The sequence below is a fragment of the Amycolatopsis decaplanina DSM 44594 genome (assembly GCF_000342005.1).
Lineage (GTDB): Bacteria > Actinomycetota > Actinomycetes > Mycobacteriales > Pseudonocardiaceae > Amycolatopsis > Amycolatopsis decaplanina.
The window spans coordinates 54,043-69,376 of sequence record NZ_AOHO01000074.1 but is presented as its reverse complement, the minus strand read 5'-3'; the positions used below and the strand labels follow the sequence as shown (position 1 = coordinate 69,376).

At 69.0% G+C, this 15,334-nt stretch carries 16 protein-coding genes; 7 read left to right on the top strand and 9 right to left on the bottom strand.

Annotated features, from left to right (window positions below; translation table 11 throughout):
* Positions 1–136 precede the first annotated feature (136 nt).
* The 4 genes from H074_RS30580 to H074_RS30565 are packed head-to-tail and all read right to left on the bottom strand — an operon-like array spanning position 137 to position 3,874.
* Positions 137–964, bottom strand: coding sequence for an enoyl-CoA hydratase family protein (locus tag H074_RS30580; RefSeq protein ID WP_007033950.1), 828 nt, complete (start codon positions 962–964; stop codon positions 137–139).
* A complete protein-coding gene (locus H074_RS30575; RefSeq protein ID WP_007033949.1) occupies positions 961–1,653 on the bottom strand; it encodes an SDR family NAD(P)-dependent oxidoreductase in 693 nt (230 codons plus the stop codon). The genes H074_RS30580 and H074_RS30575 overlap by 4 nt, the downstream gene beginning before the upstream one ends.
* The gene (locus tag H074_RS30570; protein ID WP_007033948.1) at positions 1,650–3,152 is read right to left on the bottom strand and encodes a benzoate-CoA ligase family protein; all 1,503 of its coding nucleotides are present in this window, start codon (positions 3,150–3,152) and stop codon (positions 1,650–1,652) included. Before H074_RS30570 ends, H074_RS30575 begins: the two co-directional genes overlap by 4 nt.
* Positions 3,149–3,874 (bottom strand): creatininase family protein, encoded by a 726-nt coding sequence (locus H074_RS30565; protein WP_039923704.1) that lies wholly within the window; start codon positions 3,872–3,874, stop codon positions 3,149–3,151. The genes H074_RS30570 and H074_RS30565 overlap by 4 nt, the downstream gene beginning before the upstream one ends.
* 48 nt (positions 3,875–3,922) lie before the next feature.
* Between H074_RS30565 and H074_RS30560 the strand changes: the two genes are divergently transcribed.
* The 4 genes from H074_RS30560 (at position 3,923) to H074_RS30545 (ending at position 8,116) form a co-directional block, all read left to right on the top strand.
* A complete protein-coding gene (locus tag H074_RS30560; RefSeq protein ID WP_039923703.1) occupies positions 3,923–4,744 on the top strand; it encodes a PaaX family transcriptional regulator in 822 nt (273 codons plus the stop codon).
* 169 nt (positions 4,745–4,913) lie between these two features.
* Positions 4,914–5,696, top strand: coding sequence for a tryptophan 2,3-dioxygenase (locus H074_RS30555; RefSeq protein ID WP_007033945.1), 783 nt, complete (start codon positions 4,914–4,916; stop codon positions 5,694–5,696).
* Positions 5,693–6,886 carry a PLP-dependent aminotransferase family protein gene (locus H074_RS30550; protein ID WP_007033944.1) on the top strand — a complete coding sequence of 398 codons (1,194 nt, stop codon included), beginning with the start codon at positions 5,693–5,695 and terminating at the stop codon, positions 6,884–6,886. The genes H074_RS30555 and H074_RS30550 overlap by 4 nt, the downstream gene beginning before the upstream one ends.
* Positions 6,887–7,045: 159 nt before the next feature.
* Positions 7,046–8,116: a Glu/Leu/Phe/Val family dehydrogenase gene (locus H074_RS30545; protein ID WP_007033943.1), complete on the top strand. Its 1,071-nt coding sequence runs from the start codon at positions 7,046–7,048 to the stop codon at positions 8,114–8,116.
* Between the two features lie 83 nt (positions 8,117–8,199).
* On the opposite strand, the gene H074_RS30540 is transcribed toward H074_RS30545, so the two are convergent.
* Positions 8,200–8,388 carry a DUF5302 domain-containing protein gene (locus H074_RS30540; RefSeq protein ID WP_005162443.1) on the bottom strand — a complete coding sequence of 63 codons (189 nt, stop codon included), beginning with the start codon at positions 8,386–8,388 and terminating at the stop codon, positions 8,200–8,202.
* Between the two features lie 74 nt (positions 8,389–8,462).
* Positions 8,463–9,428: a winged helix-turn-helix transcriptional regulator gene (locus H074_RS30535; RefSeq protein ID WP_007033942.1), complete on the bottom strand. Its 966-nt coding sequence runs from the start codon at positions 9,426–9,428 to the stop codon at positions 8,463–8,465.
* Between the two features lie 129 nt (positions 9,429–9,557).
* Between H074_RS30535 and H074_RS30530 the strand changes: the two genes are divergently transcribed.
* Together H074_RS30530 and H074_RS30525 are read left to right on the top strand one after the other, a co-directional pair.
* Positions 9,558–11,033 carry a carotenoid oxygenase family protein gene (locus tag H074_RS30530; protein WP_007033941.1) on the top strand — a complete coding sequence of 492 codons (1,476 nt, stop codon included), beginning with the start codon at positions 9,558–9,560 and terminating at the stop codon, positions 11,031–11,033.
* Between the two features lie 126 nt (positions 11,034–11,159).
* Entirely contained in the window at positions 11,160–12,383 is a 1,224-nt protein-coding gene (locus H074_RS30525) for an acetyl-CoA acetyltransferase (protein ID WP_007033940.1), read from the top strand.
* On the opposite strand, the gene H074_RS30520 is transcribed toward H074_RS30525, so the two are convergent.
* Together H074_RS30520 and H074_RS30515 are read right to left on the bottom strand one after the other, a co-directional pair.
* Positions 12,299–12,709, bottom strand: a complete 411-nt coding sequence (locus H074_RS30520) for a hypothetical protein (RefSeq protein WP_039923702.1) — start codon at positions 12,707–12,709, stop codon at positions 12,299–12,301. The two genes, H074_RS30525 and H074_RS30520, sit on opposite strands and share 85 nt — an antisense overlap.
* A gap of 91 nt (positions 12,710–12,800) precedes the next feature.
* Positions 12,801–13,670 (bottom strand): alpha/beta fold hydrolase, encoded by an 870-nt coding sequence (locus H074_RS30515; protein ID WP_039923803.1) that lies wholly within the window; start codon positions 13,668–13,670, stop codon positions 12,801–12,803.
* Positions 13,671–13,731: 61 nt separating this feature from the next.
* Here H074_RS30515 and H074_RS30510 point away from each other — a divergent pair, with 61 nt between their 5' ends.
* On the top strand, positions 13,732–14,469 hold the full coding sequence (locus tag H074_RS30510) for a TetR/AcrR family transcriptional regulator (RefSeq protein ID WP_007033937.1): 738 nt from the start codon (positions 13,732–13,734) through the stop codon (positions 14,467–14,469).
* A gap of 100 nt (positions 14,470–14,569) precedes the next feature.
* Here the strand turns inward: H074_RS30510 and H074_RS30505 are convergent, their stop codons facing one another.
* A complete protein-coding gene (locus H074_RS30505; RefSeq protein WP_007033936.1) occupies positions 14,570–15,190 on the bottom strand; it encodes a TetR/AcrR family transcriptional regulator in 621 nt (206 codons plus the stop codon).
* Positions 15,191–15,334: the final 144 nt, after the last annotated feature.

Genomic DNA, 15,334 nt, shown 5'->3' with positions numbered 1-15,334 from the left:
ACGACCCCTCGTATGAACTGGACATATAGGCATCAAGTGGACGATTGCCCTTCGATAAGTGTCCCTTATGGACAAACGGTGGCGAAGAAGTCGTTCACGGCGGTCCGCAATTAGGTGACTAATTGCGACCGGAGGGTCACCGGCCGGTCCACCGAGGCGAACGCCCGGCCGTCCAGGCCGCATAGAACTCGCCATGGTCCTTGGCCGTCATCAGCAGAGCCTGCGTGATCGCCTCCAGTTCGATGGAACTCCCCAGATCCATGTCCAGCTCACGTGTCAACAGAACCTTCGTCGTGCTGTAAGCCAACGCCGGACCATCGGCCAAACGCCGTGCCAGAGCAGAAGCGGAAGAAGCCAAGTCGGAGTCGGGAACGACCTGGGAAGCCAGCCCGATCGCCTCCGCGCGAGCCGCGTCGATCTTGTCGCCCAGCATCAGCAATTCCGTCGCCCGGCCCAGCCCGACCAGCCGCGGCAGCAGGTATGCCGAGCCCATGTCCGCACCGGCCAAGCCGACCTTCGTGAACAGGAAGGCGAACTTCGCCGAGGACGCCAGCAGCCGGAAGTCGCTCGCCAGCGCGATCACCGAGCCCGCTCCCGCCGCGACACCGTTCACCGCGGCGATCACCGGGATGGGGCACTCTCGCAGCGCTTTCACCACCGCGCCGGTCATGCGGGTGAACTCCAGCAGTTCCGCGGACTCCATTTTCTGCAGTTCGCCGATGATCTCTTCGACGTCGCCGCCGGAGCAGAAGCCGCGCCCCCGGCCGGTGATGACCAGCACCCGGACGTCGCCGCGGTGCGGCAACTCGGCCAGCAGGTCGCGCAGGTCCGCGTAGCTGTCGAAGGTGAGCGCGTTCAGTTTTTCGGGGCGGTCCAAGGTGACCGTGGCGACGCCGTCGTCCACGGTGAACTCGAAGTGCTCCCAGTCCGTCGTGATCGGCGGCGTGGCGCGGAACGGGCTCATGACTGGATCCCACCTCCATCGAGGACGAGTGTCTGTCCGTTGATCGCGGCGGCTTCGGGCGCCGCGAAGAAGGTCACCGCGTGGGCGACCTCGTCGGGTTCGAGCAGGCGGCCGAGCGGGGACGCGGCGGCGAGGGCGGCTTCCGCGCCGGCTTCGTCGCGGCCGGTCCGTTCCTGGATCCGGGCCACCGAGGCGGCCGTCATGTCCGTGCGCACGAAGGCCGGGCAGACGGCGTTCGCGGTGACGCCGGTGCCGGCCAGTTCCGCGGCGGTCGCTCGCATCAGGCCGACGGCGGCGTGCTTCGACGCGGTGTACCCGGCCGTGTAGCGGTAGCCGATGTGCGAGGCCGTCGAGGCGACGGTGACGATCCGGCCGGTGTCGCGCGACCGCATGCCAGGCAGAACCGCCCTGGTGCACAGGAAAGCGCCGGTCGCGTTGACCTCGATCTGGGTCCGCCACTGCTCCAGCGACGTCTTCGTCAGTGGGGCGCTCGCCGAGATCCCGGCGTTGTTCACGAGCACGTCCACCGGGCCGATGCCGTCGAAGTACCGCGCGACGGCGTCTTCGTCGGTGACGTCGCAGTCGGCCCGGCCGGGGGCATGCACCTTGTCGCCGGCGGCCCGGAACCGGGCCGCGATGGCCGCGCCGATCCCCCGTGTCCCGCCGGTGACGACGACGATCCTGCTCACTCTGCCTCCACCCGGCGCAACGCGCGCCGATCGAGTTTTCCGTTGGCGGTGCGGGGGAGTTCGGTCACGAACACCACCTCGCGCGGGTATTTGTGCTTCGCCAGATGGGCCCGCGCGTGATCCTTCAGTTCCTCGGCCGTGACGGAAGCGCCCTCGGCCAGGACGACGCACGCCCGCGGGACGACAAGGCCGTCGACGGTCACGCCCAGTACCGCGCAGTCGACGACGGCGGGATGACCGATGAGACAGTCTTCGATCTCGCTCGGCGCGACGAACACGCCGGACACCTTCAGCAGGTCGTCGGCGCGGCCGTGGTGGTGGAAGTACCCGTCGGTGTCGCGGCTGAACAGGTCGCCGGTGCGCAGGGTGTCGCCGTGGAACGTCCGCGCGGTCTTCTCCGCGTCGCCGTGGTACTCGCGCGCGATCGTCGGGCCGGTCACCTCCAGGGTGCCGATCTCCCCGTCCGGCAACGGATCGCCGCTCTCGTCCAGCACGCGAGCGGTGTAGCCGGGGACCTCACGGCCGAGGCTGCCGACCCGCTGCGCGCCGGGCACATTGGACAGATAGATGTGGTAGGCCTCCGACGAACCGATCCCGTCGATCACCGGGACACCGAACAGGGCGTCCCACTTGCGATGCAGCTCGGACGGCAACGCTTCCCCCGCCGAAGTCGCGAGCCGGAGCGAGCTCATGTCCACTCCCGCCGCCGACGGATGGGCGATCATCGCGCTCATCATGGTCGGCACGTTGACCAGGATCGTGGGCCGGTAGCGCTCGATCAGCGAGAACAGCAGATCGGCGGTACTGCGCTGGCCGAACACGATCCCGGAGGCGCCCACGCCGAACGGGAACAACGCGGTCAGATCGCGCGCGTAGCCGAAGAACAGCTTCGGTACGGCCAGGACGCGGTCGTCCTCACGGAGTCCGAGCACGCCGAGCGCGTACCGGTCGAAACTCTCCAGCGCGCTGCGCGCCGGGTGCACGCACGCCTTGGGCGAACCGGTGCTCCCGGTGGTGAACTTCCAGATCGCGACGTCGTCCAACGTGGTCGGCGCGGCCTCCAGTTCGGCCGATGCCGACGCGATCAGCGCGGAGAACGAGTGTTCGCCGGGCTCCAGCGCGACATCGCCGACGACCAGCAGGTTCCGCACCCCGGCTTCGCGCAGCGCGGGCAATGTCGAGCCGTCCGCGATGACGACGACGGCCTCGGTGTAGTCCAGGTAGTACGCGTAATCCTTGGGCCGCAGGAAGGAATAGACCTCGGCGGTGACCGCGCCGATCTTTTGCGCCGCGTACCAGACGGCCACGAACTCGACGCCGTCGTTCAGTGCCAGCAGGACCCTCTGTCCACTTCGGACACCGAGGTCGCGCAGCACGTTCCCGGCCCGGTTCACCAGTGCGGCCAGCTCGGCGTACGTCACTTCCTCGTCGCCGCACAGCAATGCCGTCCGCTCGCCGGGGAGACGGTCCACGAAATGGGTCGCCAGATTGAAGGTCATACCAGCTCCCGGATCGCTTCGACCAGGATGTCGGTGAGCACCGAGAAGGTCTTCTCGCCTTCCTCGGCGGTCGCCTGGGCGGGGGTTCCGCAGTAGGCCTCGGTCATCCCGGCCGAGGCGAAGCCGGTGACCCCGCCGCGCGCCAGGTCGACGTGGACCGCGGGCAGTTCGCGCTGGACGGCCGCGTCGACGAGGTCCGGCCGGTCGGCGAGCACCAGCGACGTCTCGTACTGCCCGGCATGGCACTCGCCGGAGCGGAACTCGTCGGTGAGCCGCGCGGCGTACCGGCGGCGGACCAGGTCGACGAAGCCGACGCCGGCGGTCTCCGCCACTCGCCGTAGCACCGCCAGATGCGCCGGTTCGAAATGATTGTTGACCAGCAGGATCCGGGGAAGCCCCTGCTCGACGAGCGCGCCGCAGATCTCGGTCAGCAGCGCGTACAGGGTCTCTTCGCCGATCGAGACGCCACCCGCGAACCCGGCCGCGAACCGGGTCACGCCGTAGGGCACCTCGGGCAGGATCAGCACGCGAACGCCGGGATCACCCGCCAGCCGTGCGGCGGCGCGCTCGCACATCCCGCGGGAGATCAGGGGATCGGTGCCCAGCGGTGCGTGCGGTCCGTGCGGTTCGACGGCGCCCACCGGCAGCAGCAGCACGGGAACGCGCGCGTCGGACGCGAGCGCGGCCACTTGACGCGAGCTCAACTCCGCGAAGTACGTCACTCGAATCAAGCTACACCGCAGCGGCCTGAGGTGTATAGAGTTGCGTGCATGCCCGAATCGGCCACGCCCCACGGCGACCCAGGTCCCCAGGAGCTGGTGATGACCCTGCTCGGCACCTACGTGTCGCCGCGCGAGAGCCGCCGTGTCTGGTCCGGCGGCCTGGTCGGCGTGCTCGCCGGGCTCGGCTTCTCCGACGGCGCCGCGCGGATCGCGCTGGCCAGGCTCGCCCGCCGCGACCTGCTCGCGAGGCACAAGGCGGGCAGGCTCGTCCACTACTCACTGACCCGCCGCACGATCGCGCTGCTGGAGGACGGCGACCGCCGGATCTTCTCCCTCGGCAGACGCGAACGCGAGGTCGGGGAGTGGACCGTGCTGTGGCAGAGCATCCCGGAGAGCCGCCGCCAGGCCCGGGAACGGCTGGTGCGCCGCCTGCGCTTCCTCGGGTTCGGTCCGGTCCAGGACGGCACCTGGATCGCCCCGCACGACCGCGAGGCCGAGGTGCTCGCCCTGCTGGCCGAACTGGACGTCTCCGAACACGCCGGGCTGATGCTCGGGAAACCGTCGGCGGGCCTCGACGTCCGGCGGTTCGCCGCGAGGGCCTGGAACCTCGACGGCCTCGCCGCGCGTTACGACGCGTTTGTCCGAGACTTCGGCGGGTATTCAGGCGACCTGCCTGACGCCGAGGCGTTCCAGGTCCGAACCTGGCTGACGCACACGTTCCGCGCCTTCCCGTCGCTCGATCCGGAACTCCCGGTCGAGCTGGTACCCGCTCCGCCGAGCCGGGCGGCCGCGGTCGAACTGTTCCACGATCTCTATCAGGCGCTGGCCCCGGCGGCGCAACGCCACTTCGACGAGGTGACAGGAAAATGACAGGTGACCGTGAGGGGCTCTTGATCTTTTCGAGGTCGCGCCGTTCCCGGCCGCCAGGCCCCGTGATCGCGATGGCAGGGCGCCATCGCGGGCAACAGGCGCTGACCGCGAAGGGGGCGCCCTGGCAGCGCGATCACGGTCGGCGCGATAACTATGGAGTGACAGGAAAATGAACGACACTCAGGCCGCATTGAGCTACACGTCCTACCTTTCGCTGGACGAATTACTGGACGCGCAGCATCCGAGGTCCGACGAGCACGACGAATTGCTCTTCATCGTGATCCACCAAGTGTATGAACTTTGGTTCAAACAAGTTCTCCACGAGGCGCTTTACCTGCAGGAGCAGCTCGAAGCGGGTAACACCGCTCACGCCGTCCGCACACTGAGGCGAATCCTGACTATCTTCAAGGTGGTGGTCGCGCAGATCGATGTGCTCGAGACGATGACTCCGAGCCAGTTCACCAGCTTCCGTGCGCGACTCGACGCCTCGAGCGGGTTCCAGTCGGCCCAGTTCCGTGTTCTGGAGGCCGTCCTCGGCCGCCGGGACGAGCGGGTGTTCGCGCATTACCCCGAAGGTGGTGAACAGCGTGCCCAGATCGCGGACGCGATGTCACGGCCGTCGCTCTTCGACTCCTTCGTCACCTACCTCGCGGTGAAGGGGTACGACGTCCCGACCGGGCGCGATGTCACCAAGCCACTCGAACCCTCTCCGGCGCTCCAAGAGGTTCTGTTGCGGGTCTACCGCGATGACACCGGGCCGTCCGTCGTGGCGGAGCACCTGGTCGATCTGGACGAAGGGATGCAGGAGTGGCGGTATCGGCACGTGAAGATGGTCGAGCGCACCATCGGAGACAAGACCGGGACGGGGGGTTCGTCGGGCGCGCACTATCTGCGTACGACGCTTTTCTCCCCGATGTTCCCGGATCTCTGGGCGGTGCGGAGCAGGCTTTGACGAACCTCGACGAACTCCGCCGCGACCCCAACGCGCTCGCGGCGCACTACCGGGAATTCGGTGTGGCGGACCGGATCCTTTTGACCGGGCACTCCCACCAGGCCTGGCCGGACGTCGCGCGGGAAGGCCTTCTCGAGGCTTTCGCCGACGCGGCCGAAGAGGTCGACACGAAGTGGGACCGGGCGTTCGCGAAGGCCGACGAGCTGCGGGCCGGGTTCCGGGCGTTGCTCGGTGATCCACACGGCGCCATCGCGCTCGGCGTCAGCACCCACGACCTGGTGATCCGGTTCCTCTCGGCGATGGACCTCCCGCGTCGTCCGCGGCTGGTCACCACCGACGGGGAGTTCCACACGCTGCGCCGTCAGCTGGGCAGGCTGGCCGAGGAAGGTGTCGAGGTGGTCCGCGTCCCCGCGACGCCGGTCAGCACGCTGGCCGAACGCGTCGCGGCCGAGGTCACCGAAGACACCGCCGCCGTACTCGTCTCGGCCGTGCTGTTCGAGACTGCCCGGCTCGTGCCGGGCCTCGCGCACCTCGCCGACGTCTGCCTCGCGAAGTCGGTGAACCTCGTCGTCGACGCCTACCACGCGCTCGGCGTCGTCCCGTTCGCGCTGCACGACCTCGGGCTCACCAACGCCTGGGTGCTCGGCGGCGGCTACAAGTACCTCCAGCTCGGCGAGGGCAACTGCTTCCTGCGGATGCCCGCGCACGCGCAGGAACTGCGGCCGGTCGTCACCGGCTGGTACGCCGAGTTCGGCGCGCTCGCGGACGAGCGCCGTCCCGGCCAGATCGCCTACGCCGCCGGATCGGACAGGTTCGCCGGATCGACCTACGACCCGACGAGCCACTACCGGGGCGCTCGCGTCTTCCGGTTCTTCGCCGAGCACGGACTCACGCCCGAGTTCCTGCGCGAGGTGTCGCGGCACCAGGTCGGCTTCCTCGCCGAGGGCTTCGACAAGCTCGGTCTGCCCGAGGACGTGATCACTCGTGACCGCGAAACACCGCTGGACCGCATCGGCGGGTTCCTGTCGCTGAAGTGCGCCGACGCCGGCGCGCTGCAGGCCGCCCTCGCCGCACGCGGCGTCCGGACCGACAGCCGCGGCGCGTACCTGAGGTTCGGACCGGCGCCGTATCTGTCCGACCGGCAGCTCGACTCCGCGCTCCGCGTCCTCCGAGAGGTCGTCAACGGCTGAGACAGCCCGCCCCCGGCTTGGCGAACGAACCGGGGCGATCTAGGTTTGCGATGTGGCACCGTCGCCGCCGGACGACCTTCGTCGGGGACCGTGCCTTGTTGCAGGAACTTCGCGCGTGAGCCACAAGCCGCGTGCACTCCAGGACAAGGAGTCACCACAGTGACGGAAGTGTTCGGCCAGGGTACCGGCCACGAACAGGTCGTCTTCTGCCAAGACCAGGCCACCGGCCTGAAGGCCATCATCGGGATCTACTCGACGGCGCTCGGGCCGTCGCTGGGCGGGACCCGGTTCTACCCCTACGAGTCCGAAGACGCCGCGCTCGCGGACGTCCTCGCGCTGTCGAAGGGGATGGCCTACAAGAACGCGCTCGCCGGGCTCGACCTCGGTGGCGGCAAGGCCGTCATCATCGGCGACCCCCAGAAGCACAAGACCGAAGCGCTGCTTCGTGCATTCGGCCGGTTCGTGCAGTCGCTGGGCGGCCGCTACATCACGGCCTGTGATGTGGGCACCTACGTGCAGGACATGGACATCGTCGCCCGCGAATCGGAGTTCGTCACGGGCCGCTCGCCGGAGAACGGCGGCGCCGGCGACTCCTCGGTGCTCACCGCTTTCGGTACCTACCAGGGCATGCGCGCCTCCGCGGACGCCGTCTGGGGCGTCCCGGACCTCGCGGGCCGCAAGGTCGGCGTCGCCGGGGTCGGCAAGGTCGGGCACATCCTGGTCGGGCACCTGATCGAGGCGGGCGCGCAGGTGGTCATCACCGACGTCTCGCCCGCGGCGATCGAGCGCACCCGCGCGGCGTACCCCGGCGTCGAGGTCGTCGACGACATCGACACGCTGATCCGCACCGAGCTCGACGTCTTCGCGCCGTGCGCGCTGGGCGGGGTGCTCACCGACGAGACCGTCGGTCTGCTCCGGTCCAAGATCGTCTGCGGCGCGGCCAACAACCAGCTCGCGCACCCGGGCGTCGACAAGCAGCTCGACGACCGCGGCATCCTCTTCGCGCCGGACTACCTGGTCAACGCCGGTGGCGTGATCCAGGTCGACGACGAGCGGCACGGTTTCGACTTCGCGCGGGCCAAGCGTAAGACGACGGCCATCTTCGACACCACCAAGGCGGTGTTCGCGCTGGCCAAGGCCGACGGTGTCCCGCCGGCGACGGCGGCGGACAGGCTGGCCGAGCGCCGGATGACCGAGGTCGGCGGACTGCGGTCGATCCTGACGGTGTAGCTCTCAAGCGCAATGAAGGGGCCTTTCAGAGCAGAATTCGCTCTGAAAGGCCCCTTCATTGCATCGGTAGGACGCGGGGGAACTCAGCCGCTCTTGCGACGGAAGGTGCGCTTGTTCGCGGCCGGACCGTGCGCGTGCAGGTTCTTCCCGCCGCCGTTCTCGTGCGCCGAGCCGGAGCGCGCCTGGGCCTGCTTGCGCTCCAGGGCCTCGCGGAACTTGCGCTTCGTGTCGTCCTCTTCGCCATCCGCTGGGGACGGTGCCGGTTCAGTCATTGCTACCTCCGAGGTGACGACGTGTGACCACGCCAGCCTGTCAGGAACCGACCGGCTTGGCGAGTCGATTTACGTCACCTGGGCGGGGCGGGCAGCCGGACCGGGCCGCCGAACCGGACGCGGTTCCGCAGCAGCGGCCGCCAGCAGTGGTCGCACAGCAGGATCGGCTTCAGCCGGTTGCCGCAGTCCACGTGCTCCAGCGTGATGTCCGGCTCCTGCCCCGGGGCCTCGAAGCCCCGCGACCACTCGGCGATGAAGGCCAGCGCGGGGAAGAACGCGAGCCCTTTCGCCGTCAGCCGGTAGTCGTGCGCGTCGGTGCGGGTCTTCGCGGTCCCGGTCCGCAGCACGCCGGCGTCCACGAGTTTCGACAGCCGTCCCGAAAGCACGCTCGGCCCGATGCCGAGTTCGCGTTCGAACTCCGAGAAGTGCTGTGCCCCGAGCAGCGCGCTCACCACGAGCCCGGTCGACCACCGGTCGCCGAGGAGTTCCATGGTGTCCGGGAAGAACATCAGCGGGTCGCCCGCGAGAGACTCGGCGTCCTTGCGGCGGAAGCGTTTCGACGCCGTCGCTTCGACGACGCCGGTGTCGTCGAGCCGTCGCGCGTGGACGTCGCGGGCGTCGACCCGGCGTTCGCAGGAGGCGCAGCCGAGCGGCGCCGAGGTGGCCAGTTCGCAGTCGAGGTGGATCAGCGTCGGCAGCACGGCACGCCGTCCCTCGACCCATTCCCGTTCCCAGGCCCAGATCGAGATCAGCAGCGGCCACAGTTCCAGGCCGCGCTCGGTGAGCCGGTACTCGTGCCGTGTGCGGCGCGCGTCCCGGTACGGCGTTCGGACGAGCACGCCCGCTTCGACCATTTCGCGCAGCCGCCCGGACAACGCGGTGGGGGAGATGCCGAGCCGCAGCCGGAGCTCCTCGTAACGGCGGAAGCGCAGGAAAAGGCTCTGCAGGATCAGCAAGGTCCACTGGTCGCCGAGCAGTTCGAGCGCCCGGCGCAGCGGATCGCCCGCCGCCCGGACGCGGTGCGCCGTCGCCTCTGTCACGTACGTGCCTCTCTGGTGGTGTCGCTGTCAACGTATTACTGACTACAGCAGTAGAAGCCTATTGACACCTGACTACAGAAAACATAGTGTCTCAGCCATCGGTCAACACGAACCAGCCGGGGAGTACCGATGTCGAGCACCTCCGAGCAACCGGTCCTGGTGGCAGCGGCCACCGGGGAACCCGAGGTCAACCCGTACCTCATGGGCGTCTACGCCCCGGTCGGCGAAGAGATCGACGCGAGCGATCTCGAGGTCATCGGCAAGATCCCCGCGGACCTCAACGGCGTGTACCTGCGCAACGGGCCCAACCCCCGGTTCGAGCCGGAGGGGCGCTACCACTGGTTCGACGGCGACGGCATGATCCACGCCGTCCACCTGGAGAACGGCAAGGCCCGCTACCGCAATCGCTGGGTCCGTACCAAAGCCTTCGAGGCCGAATCCGAAGCGGGCAAGGCGCTCTGGAAGGGCGTCATGGAGTCGCCCAAGGGCAACCCGTTCGGCAACACGCACGGTCTGAACGTCAAGGACAGCGCCAACACCGACCTGATCTTCCATCGTGGCAAGGTGCTCTCGACCTGGTACATGTGCGGCACGCCGTACTCGGTCGACCCGCTGTCGCTGGAGACGCTGGGCGCCGAAGACTTCCTCGGCACGCTCGTCGGCGACATGATGGCCCATCCGAAGGTCGACGAGCGCACCGGCGAGATGTTCTGGTTCGACTACGGGCCGCGGCCGCCGTACCTGCGCTACGGCGTGATCAGCGCGGACGGCAAGGTCGCGAGCACGACCGAGATCGAGCTCCCCGGCCCGCGCCTGCCGCACGACATGGCGATCACCGAGAACTACGCCGTGCTGATGGATCTGCCGCTGGTCCAGGACATGGAGGCGGCGCGCAACGGCCGTCACAAGCTGCTGTTCGACCGGTCACTGCCGAGCCGGTTCGGGGTGCTTCCACGCTACGGTCACGGTAGCCAGATCCGCTGGTTCGAAGCCAGCCCCTGCTACATCTACCACGTCGTCAATTCCTGGGAGCAGGGCGAGGAAATCGTCCTCGACGTCTGCCGTGTCCAACGCCCGCAGCCGCGGGAGGACGCACGCACCCCGCTCGCCAAGATGTTGTCGTACCTGCGACTGGACGCCTCGCTGCACCGCTACCGGTTCAATCTGCGGACCGGACAGTGCCTGGAGAACCAGCTCGACGACGACAACACCGAGTTTCCGTCCGTCGACTCGAGGGTGGTCGGCGGCCGGAACCGCTTTTCCTACGCGGTGCACATCTCGCCGGACTCGACGCTCAAGTTCGACGGCCTGGTGCGTTACGACGATCGTGCCGGCGCCAAGACCGAATATCGTTTCGGTCCGGGCCGGTGGGGCAGCGAGGCGCCGTTCGCGCCCCGCGACGGCGCGGCCGCCGATTCCGATGACGGCTATCTGGTGACCTTCGTCCAGGACGAGCGTGAGGGGCGCTCGGAGCTGGACGTCTTCGACGCCGCCGATCTCGCCGCCGGACCCGTGGCCAGGGTCCTGTTGCCCCAGCGTGTCCCGCTCGGTTTTCACGCGACCTGGGTCCGGGCGGACCAGCTGGAACCTTCCCGCAATCGGTGATCCCCTTCGCGCTCGCCCACCGCCGCCGGTGTGGGCGGGCGCGTCAGGGCCGGAAAGCCGTGTCCGAGTCGCCCCTGCCAGGGGGTGGGGCGACTCGGACACGGCACCAGAAGGGGGAACGGGCCGATGACGGTCTTCGTACTGGGCGGGGCACAGACCGATTTCGCGCGGAATTTCGCGAAAGAGGGCGGCGGGCTGTTCGAGATGTTCGCCGAGGTGGTGCCCGACGCCTTGGTGGACGCACAGGTCGAGACGAACGACGTCGGCGTCGCCCACGTCGCCAACCTGGCCGCCGAACTGTTCACCGGCCAGGCCCAGCTCGGCGGGCTGCTGGTCGCGGCCGTCCCTGACCTTGACGGTGTGCCGAGCGTCCGGCACGAGGCCGCGTGCGCTTCGGGCGGGACGGCGGTGCTCGCCGCGAGCGCGGACATCGAGTCCGGTCGTTACGACGTCGCGCTGGTGACGGGGCTGGAGATCATGCGCAACACCGACGCGCGGACGGCGGCCGGGCACCTGGGCTCCGCGGCCTGGGTCGGCGCTGAGGCGAAGTCGGCGGAATTCCCTTGGCCCGCCTTGTTCGCCGACGTCGCCGATGTCTACGACTGGTGCTACGGACTGAATCCCGGGCACCTCGGACTGTTCGCCCGCAACGCTTTCGCGAACGCCGCGCTCAACCCGATGGCGCAGGCGCGGGACTGGAGTTTCCCCGACGGCTCGTTCGGCCAGGACGACCGCCTGAACCCGGTCGTGGAAGGTGTCCTGCGCAAGAACGACTGCGGCCGCATCTCCGACGGAGCCGCCGCGATCGTGCTCGCCTCACCGGCGTTCGCCGCGGAGTGGGCGAAACGCCGGAGACACGACCTCGCGGAAGTCCCCCGGCTGGCGGGCTTCGGGCACCGGACGGCGCATTTGTCGTTGCGGGGCAAGCTGGATCGCGCCGAAGGGCAGGAGTACCTGTTCCCGCATCTGCGCGGCGCCGTGCTCGACGCGTACCGGCGCGCGGAGGTCTCCGGCGCCGAGGAGATGGACGTCGTCGAACTGCACGACTGTTTCACCATCACCGCGCTCGTGGCGCTGGAACACCTCGGCGCGGCCCCACCGGGATCGGCGGGACGGCTGATCGAATCCGGTGGGATCGCGCGGGACGGCGTCCTCCCGGTGAACCCCGGCGGGGGGCTGCTCGGGCTCGGTCACCCGGTCGGCGCGACCGGGGTGCGGATGGTGCACGACGCCGCGCGTCAGGTCGCCGGGACCGCCGGGCCGCTTCAGATCGAAGGGGTACGGAAAGCGCTGACCTTGAACGTCGGCGGATCCTTCACGACGGTGGTCGCGATGGTCGTCGCCCGCTGAACCCACCGGCCGCGCCGTGCCGCTCCGGCGAGCGCGCCGAGCCCGGCCGCGGCGGCGAACACGACCGCGGCGGCACCGGTTTCGGCGGTGAACCGGAGGGCGCCCGACGCTCCGATGGTGAATCCCGAATGGACACCCCAGGCGATCACCGCCGTCCCGGCGGTCGCGGTCAAGCTCGTCACGATGCCGGCGACGAGCACGACGAAACCCAATGACAGCAGGGAAAAGCTGTGATGTCGCGCCGAACCGAGGAGTCCGGCGACCGACGCCACGACGACGACGGAGACACAACCGAACGGGAAGCCGAAGCACTCGGGATTCCTCATCCGCCCAGTCAACTCCACGTCACCGGCCGTGCCGCCCGCGTGAACGGCTTCCCTACGCCGCCGCCCGGAAGCTTGACGGAATCCTGACGCCTCAGGCCTTGCGCGTGTGCGCGATGATCGCGTCGGCGATCGCGGGCCACAGCTGCCGCGGCAGATCGTGCCCCATACCGGGGAACAGCAGCAGTTCGGCGTCCGGGATCGCTTCCGCGGTCGCCTTTCCGCCGCTGACGTTGATCAGCGGGTCGCTCTCGCCGTGGATGACGAGCGTCGGGACGTGGACCTCTCGCAGCTTCGCCGTGCGGTCACCCGAAGCGACGACGGCGGCGGCCTGCCGCAACGCGCCGGCGGGATGATTCGCCCGGTCGTAGTTGCGGGCGGCCTTCATCCGCTGGAACTCCACGTCGGTCGGGTGACCGGGCGAACCCACGAGCTTGAACCACTCGACGCAGTCTTCGATCGCCTGCTCCCGGGTGGCGGCGGGCGGCCGCGTCAGCCCGGCGAGCGCGGCGGGCTCCGGATGCCCGACCGAGGGATCCCCGGTGGTCGACATGATCGACGTCAGGCTGAGCAGCCGCCCTGGCGAGTCGATCGCCAGCTGCTGCACGATCATCCCGCCCATCGACGCGCCGACGACGTGCGCGCGTGCGAACCCGAGCGCGTCGAACAGCCCGGTGACGTCGGCGGCGAGATCGGACAGCAGGTACGGCGCGGAGGTCAGGTCGCCCGCGGCGAGCGCGGCAAGATCCGGTGCGGGGAGATCGTCCAGATAGGACGAGAGGCCGATGTCGCGGTTGTCGAACCGGACGACGTGGAGCCCGCCCGCGGCGAGCAGTTCGCAGAAGCCGACCTCCCACGTCACCATCTGGGCGCCGAGCCCCATCACCAGGACGAGCGGTGGATCCTCGGGGGAGCCGAAGGTGTCGTACTCGAGTTCGAGGCCGTTCACACGCGCGCGGGGCATGTCCTGATCCTGCCGGAAGCCCCCGCCGTACGACCAGCCGAATGCGGATACGGTAGCCCGCATGCCGACTTTCTCCGAAGACGCGGGTTCCCGCCCGAGGTCCCGCGCGGCTTCCGGACGACCGGCGGTCACCAGGGACCGGATCGTCGACGCCGCGCTGGAGCTGTCGGCCGAGTCGGGCCTGGAGAACTGGACGCTGCGGCAGCTCGCGGCCGCCGTCGACGCCTACCCCGCGGTGATCTACCACCACGTGGGCGACCGGGACACCGTCGTCGTCGCGGTACTCGACCGGGTGGTCGGCGAACTGACCCTGCCCGACGAGACGTGGGCGTGGCGGGACTGGTTCGGCGAGTTCCTGCCGACCGTGCGGACCGTCCTGCGCCGCTATCCCGGTTCGGCGCGACGGCTGGCCCTGTTCGGGCCGTCGGTCGCCGCCGCCGTGCCGACCATGAACACCGGGATCGGCCGCCTGCTCGCGGCGGGCTTCGGGAGTGAGGCGCCGTTCGCCTACAACCTGCTGCTCGCCACCGCCTGCCAGTTCGTCGCGATGGAGGACGACCGCGAGAGCGCGATGGCGCTCCAGCTCGACCGATGCGAGGGCTATGCGGCGTATCGCACGCGCGAGGACCTGCCGGGCATGGCGGCGCTGGGCGAGTCGATCTCGGCGCTGGTGACGGATCCCGACCTCGCGGCCGGGTACTACGAGCGTCTTTACGATTACGCCGTGCAGCGTTGTCTCGACGGACTCGAACTCCGGCTCACCCAGTTGAACGCTCTCGGAAGTTTGACAGAGCCGTGACAGTGAATCGGCGTAGTGTGGAGGAATACCGGTGCTCGTCACCGGTCCCGAAGCCCCTGGCACCAACCTCCCCCTCGAGGTGCCGGGGGCTTCTCCCTTCTCAGCCGCGCTGAATCTCGGGGAAGACGTCGCCGACCAGCGTGACCAGCGACTTGCTGAGCAACGTGTGCACCTGCGCGCGATCGAGCGAACCGCGCACGAGCCATTCGCGGCCCGCCGCCTTGACCATCCCGCCGAACGCGCGGACCAGCGCGTTCAGCTCCGGCCCGTGTTCGCTCTCGCGGGAGAGCCCGACCGCTTCGAGCACCCGGTCCGCCGATTCGCGATCGGCCTCTTCGAGGATCCGTTCGACCTCGAGGTCCCGGCCGATACCCTCCGGCGCGATCGCGGCCAGCCACATCTTCTCCTGGCTGGTGACCATGTCCAGGAACCAGTCGATGGCGACATCGGCGCGCAGTTCGAGCGGGCCCTCCGGCAGGATCTCGACCGCGAGCCGCGGCACGGTCAGCGCCCGCCGGATGATCTCCAGATAGAGTTCGCGTTTCGTGCCGAAGTAATGGTTGATCAGACCCCTGGCGACCCCGGCCTCCGCCGCGATGTCCGAAGTGGACACTTCCGAGTACGGGCGGTCCCCGAAAAGCCGGGCCGCGCAGGCGAAGATCTGCTCCTTGCGTTCGTCCGGTTCCAGTCTCCGCCATCTCGGCGCCGGCTCGGTGGTCATGCGTTCAATCTTCCCACGATCGATTCAGCCCGGCTGGGCGGTCACCGAATTTCTGTGACATCGAAAAGCAAAGTGTCAGTTAATCCGGCGTGTACCGTCTGTTGGCCCGCTGGTCTTTACGGTCTTCATTCAGGTGGCATGCCG